This window comes from Spirosoma lituiforme, from assembly GCF_054776635.1.
Window position 1 is genome coordinate 543,478 of sequence record NZ_BAAHBO010000003.1, and the last position, 17,572, is coordinate 561,049.

The 17,572-nt window shown below is 50.5% G+C and carries 17 protein-coding genes; 5 read left to right on the forward strand and 12 right to left on the reverse strand.

From position 1 onward, the window contains the following. Positions 1 to 12: 12 nt before the first annotated feature. From ACYU87_RS14625 to ACYU87_RS14650, 6 genes are all read right to left on the reverse strand, one after another. On the reverse strand, positions 13 to 981 hold the full coding sequence (locus ACYU87_RS14625) for a glycosyltransferase family 2 protein (protein ID WP_461134803.1): 969 nt from the start codon (positions 979 to 981) through the stop codon (positions 13 to 15). 69 nt (positions 982 to 1,050) lie between these two features. After that, positions 1,051 to 1,875, reverse strand: coding sequence for a hypothetical protein (locus ACYU87_RS14630; RefSeq protein WP_461134804.1), 825 nt, complete (start codon positions 1,873 to 1,875; stop codon positions 1,051 to 1,053). Positions 1,876 to 1,989: 114 nt separating this feature from the next. Beyond that, positions 1,990 to 2,952, reverse strand: coding sequence for a glycoside hydrolase family protein (locus ACYU87_RS14635; protein ID WP_461134805.1), 963 nt, complete (start codon positions 2,950 to 2,952; stop codon positions 1,990 to 1,992). 83 nt (positions 2,953 to 3,035) lie between these two features. After that, the gene (locus ACYU87_RS14640; RefSeq protein WP_461134806.1) at positions 3,036 to 4,109 is read right to left on the reverse strand and encodes an NAD-dependent epimerase/dehydratase family protein; all 1,074 of its coding nucleotides are present in this window, start codon (positions 4,107 to 4,109) and stop codon (positions 3,036 to 3,038) included. A gap of 223 nt (positions 4,110 to 4,332) precedes the next feature. Further along, positions 4,333 to 4,611, reverse strand: a complete 279-nt coding sequence (locus tag ACYU87_RS14645) for a hypothetical protein (protein WP_461134807.1) — start codon at positions 4,609 to 4,611, stop codon at positions 4,333 to 4,335. Between the two features lie 170 nt (positions 4,612 to 4,781). Beyond that, the gene (locus ACYU87_RS14650; protein ID WP_461134808.1) at positions 4,782 to 6,557 is read right to left on the reverse strand and encodes a M3 family oligoendopeptidase; all 1,776 of its coding nucleotides are present in this window, start codon (positions 6,555 to 6,557) and stop codon (positions 4,782 to 4,784) included. Between the two features lie 185 nt (positions 6,558 to 6,742). On the opposite strand from ACYU87_RS14650, the gene ACYU87_RS14655 reads away from it, so the two are divergent. Further along, entirely contained in the window at positions 6,743 to 7,111 is a 369-nt protein-coding gene (locus tag ACYU87_RS14655) for a BlaI/MecI/CopY family transcriptional regulator (RefSeq protein WP_461134809.1), read from the forward strand. A 95-nt stretch (positions 7,112 to 7,206) separates the two neighbouring features. Then, entirely contained in the window at positions 7,207 to 9,414 is a 2,208-nt protein-coding gene (locus ACYU87_RS14660; RefSeq protein WP_461134810.1) for a M56 family metallopeptidase, read from the forward strand. A 219-nt stretch (positions 9,415 to 9,633) separates the two neighbouring features. Here the strand turns inward: ACYU87_RS14660 and ACYU87_RS14665 are convergent, their stop codons facing one another. The 3 genes from ACYU87_RS14665 to ACYU87_RS14675 form a co-directional block, all read right to left on the reverse strand. Beyond that, a complete protein-coding gene (locus ACYU87_RS14665) occupies positions 9,634 to 10,704 on the reverse strand; it encodes a 2Fe-2S iron-sulfur cluster-binding protein (RefSeq protein ID WP_461134811.1) in 1,071 nt (356 codons plus the stop codon). Positions 10,705 to 10,841: 137 nt separating this feature from the next. Beyond that, positions 10,842 to 11,690 (reverse strand): N-acetylglucosamine kinase, encoded by an 849-nt coding sequence (locus ACYU87_RS14670; protein ID WP_461134812.1) that lies wholly within the window; start codon positions 11,688 to 11,690, stop codon positions 10,842 to 10,844. Positions 11,691 to 11,773: 83 nt separating this feature from the next. Further along, positions 11,774 to 12,022, reverse strand: a complete 249-nt coding sequence (locus ACYU87_RS14675) for a cytochrome b5 domain-containing protein (protein ID WP_461134813.1) — start codon at positions 12,020 to 12,022, stop codon at positions 11,774 to 11,776. 106 nt (positions 12,023 to 12,128) lie between these two features. Between ACYU87_RS14675 and ACYU87_RS14680 the strand changes: the two genes are divergently transcribed. The 3 genes from ACYU87_RS14680 (at position 12,129) to ACYU87_RS14690 (ending at position 14,697) form a co-directional block, all read left to right on the forward strand. After that, positions 12,129 to 12,581: a hypothetical protein gene (locus ACYU87_RS14680; RefSeq protein WP_461134814.1), complete on the forward strand. Its 453-nt coding sequence runs from the start codon at positions 12,129 to 12,131 to the stop codon at positions 12,579 to 12,581. 114 nt (positions 12,582 to 12,695) lie between these two features. Beyond that, positions 12,696 to 13,724: a thiamine-phosphate kinase gene (thiL, locus tag ACYU87_RS14685; protein ID WP_461134815.1), complete on the forward strand. Its 1,029-nt coding sequence runs from the start codon at positions 12,696 to 12,698 to the stop codon at positions 13,722 to 13,724. Between the two features lie 85 nt (positions 13,725 to 13,809). Next, positions 13,810 to 14,697 carry a cyclase family protein gene (locus ACYU87_RS14690; protein ID WP_461134816.1) on the forward strand — a complete coding sequence of 296 codons (888 nt, stop codon included), beginning with the start codon at positions 13,810 to 13,812 and terminating at the stop codon, positions 14,695 to 14,697. Here ACYU87_RS14690 and ACYU87_RS14695 read toward each other — a convergent pair. The 3 genes from ACYU87_RS14695 to ACYU87_RS14705 all read right to left on the reverse strand — a co-directional run bounded on the left by ACYU87_RS14695 (position 14,694) and on the right by ACYU87_RS14705 (position 17,471). After that, positions 14,694 to 15,497, reverse strand: a complete 804-nt coding sequence (locus ACYU87_RS14695) for a serine hydrolase (protein ID WP_461134817.1) — start codon at positions 15,495 to 15,497, stop codon at positions 14,694 to 14,696. The two genes, ACYU87_RS14690 and ACYU87_RS14695, sit on opposite strands and share 4 nt — an antisense overlap. Positions 15,498 to 15,679: 182 nt before the next feature. Next, entirely contained in the window at positions 15,680 to 16,246 is a 567-nt protein-coding gene (locus ACYU87_RS14700; RefSeq protein WP_461134818.1) for a hypothetical protein, read from the reverse strand. 154 nt (positions 16,247 to 16,400) lie between these two features. Continuing rightward, positions 16,401 to 17,471, reverse strand: coding sequence for a mannose-1-phosphate guanylyltransferase (locus ACYU87_RS14705; protein WP_461134819.1), 1,071 nt, complete (start codon positions 17,469 to 17,471; stop codon positions 16,401 to 16,403). Between the last annotated feature and the right edge of the window lie 101 nt (positions 17,472 to 17,572).

Here is a 17,572-nt window from a genome sequence, read left to right on the forward strand (position 1 = left end):
TAACCGAGTTACTCAATTATTTAGAATACGGTGGAGGCCAATTGCCACTATGCCGTAAGCACGCTGTAGAACAGGTGGGGTTAAATGGTCATAAACAACCGTTTTTAAATCGGGCCAGTTTGGTTTCGCCAGTGAATAATACTGGCGAACCAACTTCAGTTTTCCTATGTATGAATTGCGGAACTGTCTGCTTTTCAGCATCATCCGATAATAACGGGCTATGTTCTTTTTCAGTAGCCGATCATATTGATAATTCAGTTCCTGGTTAATGTTGCTGTACATATCGATTCGGTTTTGCAGGAAGACCGCATCGTCATACTTATCCGTAAAACTCGTACCGTTACTATTTTTCCGATAGACCGACATAACATCCGGCAAATAACCAATCTTACCCATTTTCGCCTTCAGAATCAGGCGGGGAATATCGCCACTCACGGATTCACTGAACCAGGCAGGATACTCTTTTATGGAGTTCCGGTACAGCGTACTGGAAGTCGCCATAAACCAGATTTCGTCTTCCCCGATCAAATCCTCAATCGTATAGTAAGGCTTCATATCAGGCCCGTTGAGCACGTGCGACGGACTGCCATCCTCGTACGTTATCAGGGCATTATGAAAGGCCATCGAATAATCGGGATGCGCATCCAGCAGATCGACCTGTTTCTGTAACTTAAGCGGATCCGTTAAGTAATCATCCCCATCGATTAACGCGTAATACTCACCCGCTGCCCGTTTCAGCGTTTCCAGAAAGTTGATGCCGCCATTTTTACCCATGTTTCGTGGATGAAGCACCCCTTTCACTAAACCAGGATGCTGGCGTTCGTATTCCTGAATAATTTCCCGGGTACCATCGCTCGAAAAATCATCGCCAACTAATATTTCTATTGGAAATGTAGTCTCTTGGGCCAGCACACTATCGATGGCCTGACGAATAAAATTCTTCTGATTGTACGTGATAATCAGGACACTAACTTTTGGCATAACAATCAAGTGTTCGATTTATAGCAGAACCATTAACGTGTTCTACACTATAAACCGTAAAGCAACAAACTAGACAACAGCTTCCGACGCTGTGCTCTTAGCCGTTTGAATCTGAGCTTTCCAGCCTTGTGGTTCATCTTTATCGGCTGGTACGGCCCACGGATCATAGAAGGGCAGAATGGCCACCCAACGTCCGGCGGGATCTTCCCAGCTAAAGCGATCAGCAAAACTTGACGGGCTAACCCAATGTGGCAAATCGTAGCGAAACAGGATCAGATCACCGATATCCTGAAAGCCTTCTGTTTCAACGATATGGTCGTGAATAACATAGCCTGTACCACCCGATGTGTAATCCTTTCCGTACTGGTTCAGGGCCAGGATTGTTCCTACTTTCTGCGGATTGAGCGGGTGCCAGTGCCGACCAAAGAAACTTCCTCCCAATGGATAATGTGTTACCTGCGGGTGAAAATAAGGCTGTCCTTTGCGGATACCATACTCTTCGTTGTTTCCCGTCAGGTCGTTCCAGAATTGACGCATGGGTTTGAAAACTTCCATCAATCGTTGTTGCATTGGCGCTTCAAGATCCAGGATAGCATCGAAGGTGTGGTCGTGAAACAACTGCGGTGCCTGCTGAATTTTAGCAATGTGTAACCGCTGCTTGTGCTGGTTATTATCGAATGGATCGGGGCCTTCGGCCAATGGCGTTTTAGAAGCCCACTCGTGGGTCGTCTTGATAACGCTGCGCAATGTCTCTTCGGGGATGCCCGTTTTGATAATGACAATGTTTGGCTCATTGACCAACCGCATTACTTCCTCATAGGGAACTTCAGGAATGATCCTGCCGTCCTTGAACTCCGCATCAATTTTTATCAGGTATTTTGCAACTTCTTTCATAACAAAAAACGTGTAAATGCGCGACTATCCGCGGCTGTTCTTACTTGTTTTACATTGTGTCACAAAGTAGGGCGGTATCTGGAGAAAATACAACCTTCCCGATACTGATTTTCATCAGCCTGCGGGCTGAGTTGCGTAGCCAAATCCCGATGCACCAAACCCATTTCCATTGTACAGCATCACCCATTGGTCATGCTGTCTAAAAATATGACAATAGTCCATCATCATTGAATCCCAGCCATCAACCGACCGCTCAATTCCCGCCAGATCATCCTTGCGCTCCCAGGTAACACCATCTTTAGACTCGGCGTAACCAATCCGGTAACTCCGCTGAACATCGGTCCGGTAGTTGGTTGCGTTACGGTACGAAAAATACATTTTGTACAAATCAGCACCGGTTGAATCTTTATCCTTGTACACCGTTGGCCGGCCAATGGCATCCGTAAACTGATCGTAGCCAACACAAACGTGGCCGGTACGCTCCCAACTGATGCCGTCGTTCGACTCGGCGTATTTTACATCATAAAAAGGTTCGGGATGACCATTGATCACCTCGATCTTTGTACAGGACAGGTACCACATCCGCCACCGGATAGAGCCGTCCGCCTGTTCCTCGCGCATTACGCAGGGTTGGGCAATCCAGACCTGGTCGTATATGGATCTATCAAGAATCGGTCCAGTATATTTCCGCTCGAAGGTCAACCCTCCATCGCGGCTGATGGCCAGACCGATAGCCAGTCTGTAACTAGCGGTTTCACTCTTGTTCCAGCCGGTATAATACAACCAGATTTCGTCGCCCACTGGTAAGAACCAGGAAGGCATCGTTCCTGTTTCGTCAAACATGCCAACCGCGCCCTTTGTCAGACTCGCTTTGTCATGTATATACGTAACTTCCGAAAGGTTGTCCGGGTTCAGTTCGACGAAAGAAACGGCCGAAGCACTGTCTTCATCGCGGGTAGAGAAATACACGCGCAGCTTGTCCTGCATCGGATAACCAAACGGAACCTGCGCATGGGTACGGCTGAACGGTTTAGAACCGTCGGGTTTATAAACAAGTCCTTTTTTCTGCCAAGTCATTCAAATCAGGTCTTATAGAAGGTTGAATACCCACAGGCAAATGCCACGTTAACAACGTGAGCAGAAGCCTGTGGGTACGTCGATTAAATCGTTGGTGATAAACGCGAAACCATGCTGGTGTGGATCTGGCTCATCGTTTCTTTCAGATCGAACGTCCAGTCCCAGCCCGGGTAATGCTGTTTGAATTTGGTCAGATCGGAAATGTACCAGATGTGATCACCGCTGCGGTTGGTTTCCGAATACTGGTAGTTCATTTTGTTTCCCGAGATCTGCTCACACAGGGCAATGGCTTCGAGCATGGAGCAGTTGGCGTAACGGCCACCGCCTGCGTTGTACACTTCGCCCGGACGAGGATTCTGGTAAAAATGCCAAAACATGTTTACCAGATCCCAGCTGTGGATATTATCCCGAACCTGCTTGCCTTTATAACCAAAAATGGTGTACTGATTGCCCGTAATGGCGCATTTCATCAGGTACGACAAGAATCCGTGTAACTGAGCACCGGAGTGGTTCGGACCGGTTAGGCAGCCGCCCCGGAATACCCCCGTATTCATACCAAAATACCGGCCATATTCCTGCACCATAATATCAGCCGCTACTTTCGACGCGCCAAAAACCGAGTGCTTGGTATGGTCAATACTCATGTGCTCGTCGATACCGTTTTCGAAATAGGGGTGATTCTGGTCGATTTCCCAGCGCGTTTCTGTTTCAATCAGCGGCAGGAAGTTCGGGTTATCGCCGTATACTTTGTTGGTCGACGTGAAAATAAAGACAGCTTCGGGGCAATGCAGGCGGGTCATCTCCAGCATGTTAAGCGTGCCGACAGCATTAACGCCGAAATCGGTGAAAGGCTCGCGGGCAGCCCAGTCATGACTTGGCTGAGCGGCCGTGTGCAACACCAGTTTGATGTCGGTACCATATTCCTGGAAAATCGTTTCCAGTTGCGATACTTCCCGAATATCGGCGGGCCGGTGCTGGTAGTTGGCATACGCTTCTGCCAGGCGGTTGCGGTTCCACTCCGTTGAGCCATCGGCGCCAAAAAAGTACTGCCGCATGTTGTTGTCGATGCCGACAACCAAATCAAATTTATCCGCGAAGAAGGCTACCGCTTCGCTACCGATCAAGCCGGCAGAGCCCGTAACTAATGCAATTTTCATATCGTCTTCAGGTCGTAATGAAACTTTGTCATTCGAATAATACTATTTTTCGAAGATTTGAGTAGACAAAGTAACGCAAAAATCCAGACTTACATTCCTTTTATTATCCTATTCGGGGAAACAAGGTATGCATTTTAGCGAGCGGGAAAAAGCGACAGCGATGAATCAGCGTTTATCCGCCAATTCATCGCTGTCGCTTTGTCAATTGAGTCGTCAGGAAAATTTATGCACCCTGACCTGATGTGCCGGCACCAAATAGTTTCTCACGGATTTTTTGAGTCCGTGCATCCAAATCGGGATTCGGCGTGTATTTGTATTTTGTCTGTACAGCAGCTGAATCCCGGCCGGCGCCATACACTTCCGGATCACCCGCCCGATAGCCCGCCCGAAAGTCGTCTACCCGGGCATCCTTCTGACGGATTGAGTTATATTTCTGATAGTCGCAGGATGCCAGCGATAATGCCGCTACAGCCAACAAACCTATGCTTAGTACGCGTTTCATAGCCACTTGATTACGAATTGATTCGGCAAAAATAGGTTAGACCACTTAGGTTTCCAAACAAGAGTACCTAGTTCTTACGGAGCTGGGGCAGCATACATTTATTTTTTCGACCAGATGGCCGGGCCTCCATGAGTCGTCACTCCACCAGACCAGTCGGGAAGGGAACAGGACTACCCAGCGGATTGATTTTTCAGGCGCTCGATTTCTGCCCAGACAAAGCCTATTAACTCCTGAATATGATCGTACGAAAAGTCGAAAGGCACGTTGGCGGCTGCGTATATGTCCCGAATGGGCGCTTTATAACCCAGGCTCAACGCGTTCTTGTAACCCGCCAGTCCCGCCTTCGGATCACGACGATAGTTGCGCCACACGCCAATAGCCCCCAGCTGTGCAATGCCGTATTCAATGTAGTAGAATGGTACTTCGTACAGGTGCAGCTGCCGCTGCCAGATGTATTCCTGGTAAAACGCAAAGCCATCCCAACTGGTAACCGTATCGGCAAACTGGTTATAGATCTGAACCCAGTTTTCACGGCGTTCCGCATCCGTATGGGTCGAACGAGCCCCCGGTGGGTTCTCGTAAATCCAGTGTTGAAACTTATCAATCGTGGCTACCCAGGGAAGGGTTTCGATGATGGATTCGAGATGCTGAAGCTTGGCTCGACGCAGTTCATCCGGATTATCAAAAAATACATCCCAATGGTCCATCGACAATAGCTCCATACTCATCGAGGCTAGTTCCGCCACTTCCATGGGCGGGTTACGGAAGGCTTTCAGCGACAGATCACGCGTGAGAAACGAGTGAACAGCGTGGCCCCCTTCGTGAACCATTGTTACCAGATCGCGCAGGCTTGAGGTTGCGTTCATGAAAATAAACGGTACCCCAATCTCTTCGAGCGGGTAATTGTAGCCTCCCGGCGCTTTCCCTTTCCGCGACTCCAGATCGAGGTGGCCCATGGCGCGCATGATGCGCAGATCGTCACCCAGTTCGCGATCAAGCCGGTCGAAACACGCAATTGTCTTTTCGAGAAGCTCGCTTCCGGTCGAGAATGGCTTTAGTGGCGCACGGCCTTCTACATCCACTTTGGCATCCCAGGGCCGGAGAGGATTTACCGACGGGTCGGCTTCCTGTAATTTCTGTTTGCGTTCGTCAGCAAGCTTATTCACCAGTGGCACAACGGCCCTGGCTACGGAGTCATGAAAATTAACGCAATCCTGTGGACTGTAATCGAAGCGACCCAGAGCAGCAAAGGAATAATCGCGGAAATTGGCGAAACCGGCATTAATGGCAATTTGATTGCGTAAGTCGCGTAGCCGGTCAAAAAGCTGGTCGAGTACTTCGTGATCCTGGTACCGTCGTTCCCAGATTTTTCGCCAGGCCTCTTCGCGCACGGCCCGGTCAGTGGATTGCAACCGGTCACTGGCTTCGGGCAGGGTCATCTCGCGTCCGTCGATGGTTACGGTCATTGCGCCGACAATTGCCCCATATTTACGCTCTTCCGTCTGAAGTTCCGTTTGTAGCGGAACATTTTCGTCCCGGTAAATCTCAATGGCTTTCTTCATGCCCCGCACCATCACCTCATACCCATCGTCGGTTAATTCGCTCAGGAAAGGACTGTTAACGGCTTTCAGGTCCAGCTCGTTTCCAAGAGTGGTCATGGGTGGCTGAATCTCCGAGATGAAGAAATTTAATTGGGCAACCAATTCTTCATTGGCCGTGTCGCAGGTCATGCGAATGTACCGCCACGCAAAATTTTCGGATAAGTAGGATTCCAGTTCACTCCGGTCAATCAGCCATTGCTTAAGCTCCTCGGCATTGTCAATCGAGCGATCCAGTAGTTCTTCGTACAGCGGCTGAACATCGGCCCAACTGCTTAATTCGATGGTTTCACCGATAAATGAGCGCGTTGGCCGAGCCGGAAGGTTTAGAGTTTGATTGGCTGTCATAGGTATTGTTCCATGTTGTGGCTAAAAACCAGCTAGCTTATGGACTGGATTTCTGTATGCGATTTACCGGATTTATGCGGCTCAAAAGCTACGTTACAGTAAGCCATTATGCATGTTTTTTGTTCATAAGCTTGCAACTACGAAAATGTTCGTATATGTTTACTACGAAATTATTCGTAGTAAACATGAAGCCAACTGATTCTGAACTGGAGATTCTGCATGTACTCTGGGCCAACGGTCCCAGCACCGTACGTCAGGTGCATGAAAAACTAAGCCAAAGTCGTGACATTGGGTATACAACGGCCCTGAAGCTGATGCAGATCATGCATGAAAAAGGGTTTGTGTCCCGCCAGGAGGAGGCCCGCTCCCACACGTATAGCGCCCTTGTCAGCGAGGAAGATACCCAGCGGGGTCTGGTTGATCGTTTCGTCGAAACGGCCTTTCGGGGATCGGCGTCGAAACTGGTCATGCAGGTGCTGGGGCAGCACAAAGCCTCACGCCAGGAATTGGACGAGATAAAGAAGCTATTGAACGACCTCGACCGGAATTCGTAAACGATTCGGATTCGTCTTTTATGTATATGGGCCTCACCCTTCGCACGCGCTGACATACACTACCTCGATTTTCTAAACCAGCAGACAATACGTTTATGAACTCGTTCATCTTTCTATCAGGTCCGGTTGCCGACGCGCTTGGCCGGACCCTCCTCCATGCCGTTTGGCAGGGCTTTGCGCTTGTGCTGCCCGCAGCGGTGGCCTTGCATCTGTTGCGCAACCGATCGAGCGTGCTGCGCTACCGAATCGGTACCCTTGCGCTGCTCAGTCAATTATTAGTCTCGGCCGCTACATTCGTTTGGTCTTACAAACCCTTGATTCCTACAATCACACCAAGGTCCATGGCGATGGCGGTACAGGCCTTACCGGTTCGTTGGCAAGCCATTACCCAGACTCTCCCCTGGCAACAGCAGGTGCAACTGTTTCTGGAAAACCACCTGGGTCAGTTTGTTTTCATGTATCTGGTTGGTGTGGCGCTTTTCGGGTTGCGGCTGGCGGGTGGCTGGCTATACTTACAGCGGCTTACCCAAACGGCTACGGATCCGGTATCGTCTCTATGTCTGCAACTCACTAACCGAATCCGGTCTACGATGGCTATTCAACCCGTCATTCAGGTGCGCGAATCCACTCGTATTATGGTGCCAATGGTCGTTGGTATGCTGAAGCCGGTTCTGCTGTTGCCGGTTAGTCTCGTCACCAACCTCACAACGCGCAAAATAGAAGCTATTCTGGCGCACGAACTAGCGCATGTTAAGCGCCATGATTACGCCGTTAATCTGCTCCAATCGGTAATAGAGGTTCTTTACTTTTTCCACCCGGCCTTATGGTGGCTATCGGCGCGGGTGCGGGAAGAGCGCGAACATTGCTGCGACGACTTGGCGGTACTGGCCTGCGGTGGCGACGGCCGTATGCTGGCACGGGCGCTGGCGCATGTTGAAGAACTCCGACGAACGCCGGCATCCTCAACCCCGGCGCTGGCGATGGCCCTATCGACCAACCGGCAACAGTTGCTGCACCGGGTTCAGCGCATGCTGGGCGTTCCTACCCGCCCATTTGTCTCGAATGGCAGTTTGGCGGGCCTCACTCTGGCCACGATTCTGTTGATGAGTGTATCCGTTTATGCGGTGCAAAAGCACAGCCAGCCCAAGCCCGTAAAGAGTCATTCCCCGACAACGCGTCGGCACAAGACCGGAGATGATACGGTGTTCAGCCTAACCGATGACCGGAAAATCAACTCCGTCGTCTGGAAAGGCAAAAAGCTACCCGCCAGCCACATCACCCGACTCCAGCAGGCATTCGATCAGGTTATGGCGGGTCAGCTTTCACTGGATGACGTGAAGCAACCCGACCGGGATATTCTCCTTGAGCTGATTGAGACGACCGCAGCCAGTGCCGGTAAAACAGACGATATGGAAACCTTCGCCGATGGATTGACCCAGGTAGATTACAGCGATATTGTCGCATCGGCCCTGAATAATATACCGCTTAGCTCGGATGGGACAGTAGCAGGATTGGCCAATGTGAACTACGACAGCATCATCAAAGAAGCTATGTCAACGGTTGACACAAACATTACTGTATTTGATGGCGGTGTGGTCAACATCAATGATAGGCTCACCAGAGGGCTGTATAACCAGCGCCAGCTTGACAGTCTAAATCAGCTGATGGCTCAACGGTCAAAGCAGATACGGGCCATACAGTTACAGATGGAAAAACTCCGATTCCCGATTGAGGAGATTGAGCGTAATCAGGAAGTGCTGAACTGGCGAAAAGATAAACTGATGGAGCAACGGGATGCCTTGATCGAAAAACACCAACGTCTGCTTTACAATGACGGTAAGCAAAAGATTAGCCAGGTTGAGGTTGAAAAACAACTAGAGGCCATTGAGCCGGAAATCAAAAAACTGGAAAGCAGTTTAGAAAGCGTAAATCAGCAGGTCGAGGCAGCCAACGCCAAACAAGAAGAGGTGAAACTACCGCTTGAAAAATTAGAGCGCGAATCGGAACAGCTGGAAGAACAGATCGATAAACTCTCAGGCCAGGTCGACCAGTATAGTGATGATAGTGATGCCCTGACCATCAGGAACGTACTTGTACGCAGCGCCCCCCACCGTGCTCCGCGAACGGCAAGAAACGTGCGGGGGCTAATCCCACCCGCAGCGCCCACGCCCCCTGCGGTAACAATCCGTCCGGTCCCTGCACTCAAATCCGCTCCGGCGCCCCCGGCAACCCGTGTACGTGGTCGGGCTATATCAATTCCACCTGGCACACCGAAGCCCGCATCGGCATCAACTCCCAAGTAACTGTACTAACAAAAACAACCCGGCAGAAGGCTATAAGTCTCCTGCCGGGTTGTTTTGCCCTATATCAGGGCTTTTTATGTAGTATCTAGGCAGGGTTCGTGTCCTCACGACCCGGAGACACACAACCTGCTATTCTCTTGCTTGACGGCTATAGCCGTGGAATCAGCCGGGTCGCCGACTGATTCTACATTAACATAAAACAGCAAAATCCGACTAACCCTATTCAATCTCAATCACCACATCGCGGCCAACCGGGTGCGCCACGCAGGTAAGGACGTATCCGGCCTTCAGTTCTGATTCCGATAGGCCATCTTCTTCGTCCAGCTTGACTTTCCCGGAAATGCATTTGCCCAGACAGGCGGTACACATACCCGCCTGACACGAGTAGGGCAAATCGATGTCCAGATCCAGTGCCGCTTCCAGAATGGTCTGATGGGGCGCTACAGCGAACTTGTATTCACTCCCCTCATACAGCACCGTAACTTCGGGCGAACCGCTATCGGCAGCTGTCATGGGCTCCTCCACGACTTCGCCAGCTGCAACGGGTGCCGTCGCGTAACTTTCTTTATGAACACGCTCGGTCGAAACGCCCACCAGCGACAATGCCGAACGGGCCTCGGCCATCATGCCATCGGGACCACAGAGATAAAAGCTTGCATTCTGCAACTCTGCGCCGGGAAGCTGATCGAATAAACGGGTAAGCGTATGCTGATTCAACCGTCCTTCAACGCCCGTCCAGGTAGACGATGGCTGACTCAGTACATGGGTCACCTGAAAACGCGACTTGCCGTAGGCCTGCTCCATCGCGTCCAGATGTGCTTTGTAAATAATCGACTCCTGGTTCCGGTTACCGTAAATAAGCCAGACACGACTGTTGGGCTCCACGTGCAGGGCAGACTTAGCCATCGAGAACAGAGGGGTAATACCACTGCCCGCGCCAATCAGCACAATGGTCCGGCGGCTTTGCGGATCGAGCTTTGGAACAAACGTGCCCATTGGCTCCAGCGCTTCAAGTATATCGCCCGGCTTTGTGTGGTCGAAGAGGTAGTTGGACGCCAGTCCGCCCGGCACGCGCTTCACGGATACCGACAACGAAACGTCGACGTGGGGCGACGAGGCCATGGAATAGGACCGACGAACTTTTTGACCGTTTATATTGAGCAGAAATGTCAGAAATTGCCCTGGCAGGTATCGTACTTCCTCACTGATAGGATGCCAGAAACTTATTGTCACTGCGTCGCCTGTTTCGCGGTCAACGTCTTTTACTTTCAAAAAATACCGATTTGCCATTACTATTCAGGTTGTCTGTCACTACCGGGCGAACGGAGGAAGCAGAAGTGCGCTATATACTCTGGCGACTTCGCTTTTGTTAGACCCGCTTTTTTATTACATGCTGTTCCGCAAAGGTACAAGTGAACAGGAGGAACTTACCCATTTTTGTGAAAATCAACTAACTCATCAGCAGGAGCTTTAATAATGTGACCCATTGTTAAGCCGGTTTGTTTCACTGCCTGTTGCAGCAAATCAGAAAAATAATAGGCAATCGACCCCACGAAATGAACCGGCCATTGATCCGCTTCCGGAAAGCGCCGGACGTAGGTCGTCAAAAACAGGGCAAACGCGTCGGTTACCAGTTCAGTCACGTACGGGTGCGCTGCATGAGTGGACAGGAAAGGCGTGAAGGAAGCAAAATAGCGATTAGGAAACGGCTTCTGGTACGCATTTTCCAGCAGCGTAGCCCGGTCAAGCGCATATTGGTCCTGGAATGCCTCACGAAGCTCTGCCGGAAGCCGTTCCTGAAAAAAATCCCGAACCAGTGTCTTGCCCAGATATCCTCCGCTGCCTTCGTCGCCAAGCCAGAAGCCCAGCGACTGGATTCCGCGAACAATGCTGGTTCCATCGTAACAGCAGGCATTGGCCCCGGTTCCAAGGATACAAACAATACCCGACTGTTGCCCCATTGCCGCTCTGGCAGCCCCGAGCATGTCGCTGTTGACCTCAACCAGTTGCAGGCCCGGCAGCACCGCCTGCAATGCCTCGGCGATGATGTAATTAACCGATGGACCCGTACAGCCCGTTCCGTAGTAAAACACCGTTGTCACAACAGCCTGCTTCATGTGCGGTAGCAGTTGCGTTTGCAGCGTAGTCGCGATTTGCGGGGCATCCTGATAATATGGATTGAAACCATCCGTTTGAATAGCAAGGGAGTAATCCGTATCGGGATCGACGAGCCGCCAGTCGGTTTTGGTCGATCCACTATCAGCAAGTAAAAACATGGCCTGTTGTATGGGTTGTGATTCGGCTAACCTGTTTACCCCTTAAACGGGATAATGGATAGAACTAGCTTAGTAGAGTGCGTTCAGATTAATTTTCCAACGGCGGTAAACCGGGCAAACACCTTGTTGGTATGGGGGGCATCCAGAAGCTCATCGGTGAGGTCCTGCCCGGCCCAATGTTCATAGTGCTTACCCTGTCGCCAAAGCCGGGATGCTGTCAAGTCGTAAATAACGCCTTCGTACGCACACCAGATTTCGTCACGATCCTGACCATTGCGCAACGCCAATTGTGAGCGGGTAAATACCGGAAGTAATGTATTATCTGTGAGCATCGTATACCATAAGCAACCCCCTGATAATTATTAGATGCCGCTTTTGTTAGTGACCACAAAATTAGCGTAACTTAGCCACTTCTGTTCCTACTGCATTTGTTTAACCATGAGAAAGACTCATTACATCGCATTCCTTTCAATCGCCACTTTACTGGGTACCCTTGCCGGTTGTAGCGGCAACAAGCCAGCCCCTGTTTCTGAACGCATTGCCAAAATCTGGACTGCCAGTAAAGTAGACGAAGGGAAAATAACGGTTTACACCCGGGGAGGAGCCTCTAATGTTCGTAACTACGCCCCGTTTAAGCTGGATCTGAGCCAGGCCCCTATTGTCAGATATACGGAGTTCGACGGTAACACCTTTGTCGGCAAATATTCTCTTCCAACAGATACCCAACTCGTACTGACTGATTTAAATCCCGCCCCAACCACTTCCGATAATAGTACGACCATTGAGTTCACGATTAACTCAATTGACGATAACAATCTGAGTTTGTCGCGCACAAAGACATCCCTGAAAACCGGCGGTACGCTAAACGATTACACGTTGACGAATCCGTAAGGATTCCGCAAACCAATTTATCCTGAAAGCCGTTCCGTATGTCAATCGGAGCGGCTTTTTAGCTTTTGTGGTTAATAGATTGGCGCGCTTGCTTATCAATTACTTTGGCAGATCATGACTGACCTTACTAAAATCGGCGAAATTGGCCTGATCGAGCGGATTCGGCAGGCAACAACGGTGCCAGCACATACAGAAACAGTACGGGGTATTGGCGATGATGCCGCGGTGTTCGACTGGGGTGATGACTATGGACTACTCTCTACCGATATGCTGGTTGAAGGTATTCATTTCGATCTGACGTACGTTCCCCTCAAACACCTCGGTTACAAAGCGGTAACGTATGGCGTATCGGACATTGCGGCCATGAACGGACTACCCATTCAGCTAACCGTCAGCATTGCCCTGAGCAGTCGGTTTCCGGTAGAGGCCATCGATGAACTGTACGACGGCATTCGGGCCGCTTGCGAAGCGTATAACGTTGACCTGGTTGGGGGCGACACAACCGCATCGCGTTCGGGTCTGATCATTTCGGTATCCGTGGTCGGTAAAGTGGCGAAAGAGGCCATCACCTACCGCAATACCGCGAAAGCCAACGATGTGGTTTGTGTTACCGGCGATCTGGGGGCAGCTTACCTTGGTCTGCAACTGCTGGAACGCGAGAAGCAGGTTTATCTGGCCGACCCCAATATGCAGCCTAATCTTTCCGAAGAACGGGCTTACCTGGTTCAGCGCCAACTCCGCCCCGACGCCCGCACCGACATGGTTCATGAGCTGCGCGACCTCGGCATACGCCCAACGGCCATGATCGACATTTCGGACGGACTGGCTTCTGAGCTGCTTCATATTTGCCACCAGTCCGGCACGGGCGCCGTTATTTTTGACGAAAACATTCCCATCGACGATCAGACGCACTTGGCCGCTGATGAATTCAAAATAAGCCCCATCACGGCAGCCCTCAACGGCGGAGAAGACTATGAACTCCTGTTCACCGTTCGACCACAAGAATTCGAGAAACTATCTACCAATGCCCGCATTACCGCCATTGGCTACCTGACCGATAATCCATCGCAGATTGTGCTGGCTACCAAGGCCGGGCAGCAGACACCAATCCGGGCGCAGGGTTGGAATACACCTAAAAATTAGGTTACTTGGCACGGCCAGACTGGAGTCTGGCCGTTATTCTCCCCATTTACTCCCACATTTAGGCTGGAAACTGACCAGGATAAAGATGCAAAAGCGGGTTCGGTTCGATTTTGAATTTCACTTTACGAATGGCGGCAGCCTGACCGGCCAGGATTTCAGGCTGGATATTGAGGGCGACGATATTTCGGATCAGGCATTGATCGACTACGTCATTACGGATTTACGTCTGCTGATGGTGGGCCAAACCCGTGTTTTCAACAAAGAGATCATTACCGAAGCGCATAGACGAAAGCCGTTGACGGCAACTGGTCAGGGCAGCAAACTGATCGACTTGAGCCACACGATTGAGGAGGGTCTCGTTACGTATAAAGGATTACCGGCTCCCATTGTCTGCGATTACCTGAGTCGGGAAAACTCCCGCCAGTTTTATGAAGCGGGGACCGAGTTCCAGATTGGCAAGATTGAGATGGTAACCAACACGGGCACTTACCTGGATTGCCCTTTTCATCGGTATGAACACGGGAAGGATTTGTCGGAAGTTGGCCTCGACGCTTTCACGGACCTGGAAGGAACCCTTATTCATGTACCGTATACCAGCACGCTGGCTATCACGGCGCAGCATTTACAGCAGCATGAGATTCGGAATCGGGCCGTCCTGATTCATACCGGCTGGGCTGATTTCTGGAATACAGAAGCTTATTACGAACATCACCCGTTTCTGACCGCCGATGCTGCCCTGTACCTACGAGACTGTGGCGCTAAACTGGTTGGTATTGATTCGCACAACATCGACGATACAACCGGGAAAAGTCGCCCGGTGCACACCACCTTACTGGGAGCCGAAATACTGATCGTTGAGCACCTGTGTAATCTGGCGCTGCTGCCACCCACGGGCTTTACCTTTAGTGCCACCCCACCCAAGTTCAAAGGGGTTGGCACATTTCCGGTGCGAGCGCTGGCCAAGGTTCATTAACGCTGGCCTTTCCGGACGTATGTATAGATCATTTCTGACACCGTTGCCATAGCGGCTGTTGTCGCCTTGTCGTCTTTGATGTCTTTTGACAGAAGCACCAGAACATACGTTCGGCCATCGGGCAGGAAGACGATACCGGAATCGTGCCGGACGCCAGCAATCGACCCCGTTTTATGGGCCACTTTCACATTGCCGGGTAGTTTCCCCGGAATGGCATCGTTGAATTTCTGATCAAGCAAGGTAGAGATCATGGCTTTGGATGCCTGCGGATTTACGGCTCTCCCGGTAGCCATCTTCTCAAAAAGCACCATCAGATCATAAGCTGTCACCGTATTATTAAGACCCTGGGCAAACGCTTTGCTATCCTCCACTCCTCGTCGAACCTGAATGTCGTTAGCTCCCAGTTCGCGCATGGTTTGCGTTACGTTTGGGGCTCCTACCCGCTCAATTACCAGATTGGTCGCCAGATTACTGCTCACGATGATCATGTCATACATCAGGGCTGCCAGCGGACGCTTTGTCCCGACTTCTTTGTATATGTTCGTGTCGCTGTCTTCTGTGGCGTGCAGGCTGTACGTACTGCCATCGACAATACTCCTGAACTCGGTCTTGATCGTTATGGAGTCCGACAGTGCGAGTCGGTGCGCGGCTGCCTGTTTGTAGACCTCAATCATAACCGGCGTTTTCATGGTACTGGCCGCATGAAACACCTCCCGCTCCCGAATCAGCAACTCTTTACCTGTCCCTAAATCTTTGAACGCGACCGCAAACACGCCCGGCTGCTTACTCAACTCACGCATTATCTGGTCCTTTAATTGAGGAATTGTACGTTTGGTTTGAGCGGAGGCATTGAACCAACCAGCCAGCAAGCAGACTAAACTCAAAACCCAAAAGCTAACTCTCGCGTGCGCACAACCCATAAAGATAAAGGAGACGTATGATGATCAGAAACCCAAAAATGCGGTCAAATTAGCAGCTTTCTCTATTTAACCCGAACGAATTTCGAGTAGCAGGGCAACGTCTGGTTGCAGTTCGTCAGTAACATAAGCACGTCCTGCTGAACGACCAGCCTTTGCCTGACGGGTACGGTAGCCCGGTTGGTGTTGATGAAGAAATTAATGAAGAGGCTGTCGGGATAGGTGGTGTCAACCCGATAATACTTTGTTGACGTGTAGTACGTCATTTCACTGCCGTTGGGCGTCAACTGCCCGTCGGTACCGAACGTAAGGGTTTGCGCCGGTGTGGTGGCATAGCGTTTCGTTGTGTAGAACGACGTGTCACGGCGGACAAAAACAGTGTCGATCCCGTTTATCACGGTATCTTTCTTAACAGGCGGATTACCCACTAAAATACTAGTATCCCGGGTAACGACCACTTTAGTTAGAACCGACTTGGTGGAGTCTTTGAGATAATACCGTTCTACCAGCTGCCAGGTGCCCGTAACGCGGGAGTCGCCCGGACCGGGGGAAAAATTGGTTGCCGTATCCTTACAGTCAATAAGAAGGCTCGCCAGCAACAGGCTTAAACTAAGGTAGACTATTTTTTTCACAGGGTACGTATCGGTTCGTAAAGCTAACGAACAGCGGGCTTTCGCCATTGCTTCGCTGGTCTGACCAACCCGTCTTTTATCAAAAATTCCGGCTACTTAACCCGATTGTCGGATTAAGTAGCCGGAGCTGCAAGCGTAGGCCGATCAGGAAGATCTAAACAAACTCCATGCCTCTTTCTTTGGCATCGGAGACAAAGTTCTTTACTTTCTGTTCTTCTTCTTTCCGGCAGATCATCAGGACGTTATCGTATTCAGCAACGATATAACCATCCAGGCCGTTGACGACCACCAGGCGGTCTTTCGGTGTTTTGATGATGCAGTTTTTTGTATCGTACAACATAATGTGCCCATCAATAACGTTGAGGTCATCGTTCTTGTCGGATACTTCATACAGTGACTTCCAGGTACCCAGATCCGACCAGCCAAAATCACTTAAGACAACGTACACGTTATTGGCTTTTTCCATCACACCATTGTCGATGGAAATGCTTCCAGTAAGCGAGTAGGCCTTGGCTACAAAAGCTTTTTCGCGTTCCGTGTAATAGGCCTCGTTCCCCTCCGCAAAAATCTCGGCGATTTCTGGCAGGTGATTTTCGAAGGCTTTGATGATGGATTTTACGTTCCAGACGAAGATACCGGCATTCCAGACAAATTCGCCACTTTCCACAAATTGCTGCGCCAGTTCCAGGTGTGGCTTTTCCGTAAATGTCTTTACCTTCTTTACGGTCTTCTCCGAATCCGCGATGTACTGGATGTATCCGTATCCCGTATCAGGGCGGCTTGGCTGAATACCGAGCGTTACCAGAATATCCTGATCTTTTGTCGCATCAAGAGCAGACTGGATTGTCCGCTGGAATTCTTCTTCCTTTAAAATGATATGGTCGGCGGGAGCAACAACGATGTTTGCTTCCGGGTCTTGCTGGGCAATTTTGTAGCAGGCGTAGGCAATGCAGGGGGCCGTATTCCGCGCAATGGGTTCGCACAATACCTGGTCGTCGGAAAGCTGTGGCAGTTGTTGCTGGCAGAGGTCTTTGTAGAGCGAGCTTGTAACGATATAAATGTTTTCGGGAGGGCAGACACCGTCAAAACGATCGGCCGTTTGCTGCAACAACGTGCGACCGGTACCGAGTACATCGTGGAATTGCTTAGGGTAACTCGTGCGGCTGAACGGCCAGAAACGCGTTCCGACACCCCCCGCCATGATTATTACGTACGTGTGATTCATGAATGCTAAACTAGTTTATGACAAAAATGCCACTATAAAGTTGATTTACGAAGTGCTAGTTTCGTCATATAAATAAAAGTATATCAAAAGTTTATTAGTTT